The following is a 2,449-nucleotide window of genomic DNA, read 5'->3' on the forward strand; positions in this document are numbered from 1 at the left end:
GGTCCACCGGGCTCTCTACATCATGGGCGTCGGTCTCTTCAAGGACCGGGTCATGCTCGGCTGGGCGAACGACCGCAAGGGGCACAACAACTTCCAGTGGCGCGCGCTGCTCGCCATGGCCGATAGCTGGACGAAGCCGGAGTTCCTGCTGACCGGCGAGATGGTGAAGGCCGCGGGCGTGCCCGAAGGCCCGGAGGTCGGCCGCGTCTGGCGCGAGGTCGAGGAATGGTGGATCGACGCCGACTTCATCGACGACGAATTCTCGATCATCGAGCGGCTGAAAGCCGTTGTGCAGGCGACCGTTTACTAGCGAGGCCGAAATCCTCCGTTTACGCCGCAACGCCCGATGGCTAGGCTGACGGGCAAACGGTGGAGGGAATGATGAGACTTCCGATTTTTGCGGCCGTTCTGGCGACCGCCTGTCTCGCCGCGACGTCGACCATGGCGCTGTCATGGTCGCCGATTTCGCAGACACAGAGCCGTGTCGATTTCTCGCGCACGACCCTTCAGCCGACGGCCTGGGCGGTTTCGGATCGCGCGCGCTATCAGGAGGCGGTCACGCTTGCGAACGGGCAGGTGATATTCACCTATTCCGAAAGCGAGGCCCTGACTTACCGCGACAGCGACCCGGTGGGTTTCGGCACTTGGTTCAGGACGCTTTCGATCGACGGCATTCCGGCGGACGATATGAGACTCGAAATCCGCGAAAGGGCGACGCAGGGCGGCCCGACGATGTACAACTTCGTCTCCGCCGCCGACAGGACGTGCATCGCTTTCCGCGTCGGAGCGGCAAGGATCATGTATTACAACCGGCGCTATCCCGGTCACGAAGCCTTGCTGCTGGGCGTCCTGTGCGAACAGGGCGTGGGCGGCGCGACCGAAGAGGCCCTGCTGAACGAGGCCGGCCACATCCTCGTCAAATACTGAACCGGAACCGGCTCAAATTATCAGCGCCGTTACCGTCAGCAGCAACGCGACCGGTACGCACAGCACTTCGCCGAAATGCCAGATTGCGGCGAGACGCGGATTGGAATCGATTTGCACGAGCATGGGAGCCTCCCAATCAAGATTAGGAGGACACTAGAGCGCGACCGGTTACCCGTTGCCTTGATTTGACTCAATGTCGCAGGCTTTCTCGCGGCAACGAAAAAGAAACGTAAATTGCAGCCTGAACGCCCTGTTTTGATTCCGATCAATGCCGCCCTTTTGCCTGAAGCCGAAATTGCGCCATGCGTCGGGAGGCCTCCTGTTTCCCGCGACAAAGCGCCGGTTGCCGGCGGCGGAAGTCACGACATAGCGTTGCGTCATGCGAGCCGATCTCATCGAACGATACGACCTGCGGGTGCCGCGCTACACATCCTATCCGACGGCGCCGCATTTCGGGCCGGCGGTCGATGGTGCGCGCTATGAGCGCTGGCTCGGCGAGCTCGATCCGGCGGTACCGCTCTCGCTCTATCTCCACATCGCCTATTGCGCCGAGATGTGCTGGTTCTGCGGTTGCCACACCAAGGCGACCAAGCGTTATGCGCCCATCGCCGGCTATCTCGACGCGCTGCTGCAGGAAGTCGCGCTCGTCGCCTCGAAGCTGCCCGCGCGGATGGGCCTTGCCCATGTTCATTTCGGCGGCGGCAGCCCGACGGTGCTGAAGCCCGCCGATTTCACCCGCATGGTCGAAACGCTGCGTGAGCACTTCGACGTTCGCTCCGGTGCCGAGATCGCCATCGAACTCGATCCGCGCACGGCGGACGAACACTATGTGATCGCCATGGCCGAGGCCGGCGTCACCCGCGCCTCCATCGGCGTGCAGGATTTCAATCCGGCGGTGCAGAAGGCGATCAATCGCATCCAGCCTTTCGAAGTGACCGAGCGCGTAATCCTCTGGCTCCGCAAGCACGGCATCCATGCGATCAACATGGACCTCTGCTACGGTCTTCCGCATCAAACCGTCGGAAGCATCCTCGAAACGGTCGAACGCGCGGCCTCCCTTCGCCCGGCGCGCATCGCGCTCTTCGGCTACGCCCACGTGCCCTGGATGAAGACGCATCAGAAGCTCATCCCGGAAGCCGCGCTGCCGGACATGGCGGAGCGCTGGCGGCAATACGAGGCGTCCTCCGCAAGGCTGCAGGAACTCGGCTATGTCGCGGTCGGCCTCGATCATTTCGCATTACCCGACGACGAACTCGTCGCCGCGCAGAAGAAGGGCGAGCTTCACCGCAACTTCCAGGGCTACACGACGGACGCCGCGCCGGCGCTGATCGGCCTCGGCGCTTCGGCCATCGGCGCGTTGCCGCAAGGCTATGTTGCAAACGAAATCGCCATCGAGCGCTACAAGACGCTGGTGCGCGCCGGGCGCCTGCCGGTCACGCGCGGCATCGCGATTTCCGACGACGACAGGTTGCGCCGCCATGTCATCGAACGGCTGATGTGCGACATGAAGGTCGATCTCGAC

General features: G+C 63.2%; 3 protein-coding genes and 1 pseudogene. 3 read left to right on the forward strand and 1 reads right to left on the reverse strand.

The features are described 5' to 3' along the window. Together VMR03_RS16670 and VMR03_RS16675 are read left to right on the forward strand one after the other, a co-directional pair. Positions 1–310 (forward strand): annotated as a pseudogene (locus tag VMR03_RS16670) (CCA tRNA nucleotidyltransferase); the annotation flags it as partial. A gap of 68 nt (positions 311–378) precedes the next feature. Next, a complete protein-coding gene (locus tag VMR03_RS16675) occupies positions 379–927 on the forward strand; it encodes a hypothetical protein (RefSeq protein ID WP_325407207.1) in 549 nt (182 codons plus the stop codon). A 168-nt stretch (positions 928–1,095) separates the two neighbouring features. Here VMR03_RS16675 and VMR03_RS16680 read toward each other — a convergent pair whose 3' ends face one another. Continuing rightward, positions 1,096–1,308 (reverse strand): hypothetical protein, encoded by a 213-nt coding sequence (locus tag VMR03_RS16680; protein ID WP_325407209.1) that lies wholly within the window; start codon positions 1,306–1,308, stop codon positions 1,096–1,098. On the opposite strand from VMR03_RS16680, the gene hemN reads away from it, so the two are divergent. After that, positions 1,307–2,449, forward strand: a 1,143-nt coding sequence (hemN, locus tag VMR03_RS16685) for an oxygen-independent coproporphyrinogen III oxidase (protein WP_325407211.1), incomplete at its 3' end; no start/stop codon positions are given. The two genes, VMR03_RS16680 and hemN, sit on opposite strands and share 2 nt — an antisense overlap.

The organism is Parvibaculum sp. (assembly GCF_035511255.1).
Lineage (GTDB): Bacteria > Pseudomonadota > Alphaproteobacteria > Parvibaculales > Parvibaculaceae > Parvibaculum.

What these genes read in the sequence shown, in the direction of transcription:
- VMR03_RS16675 (WP_325407207.1), top strand. Translation starts at nt 379, where the DNA reads ATGATGAGACTTCCGATTTTTGCGGCCGTTCTGGCGACCGCCTGTCTC.
- VMR03_RS16680 (WP_325407209.1), bottom strand. Translation starts at nt 1,308, where the DNA reads ATGACGCAACGCTATGTCGTGACTTCCGCCGCCGGCAACCGGCGCTTT.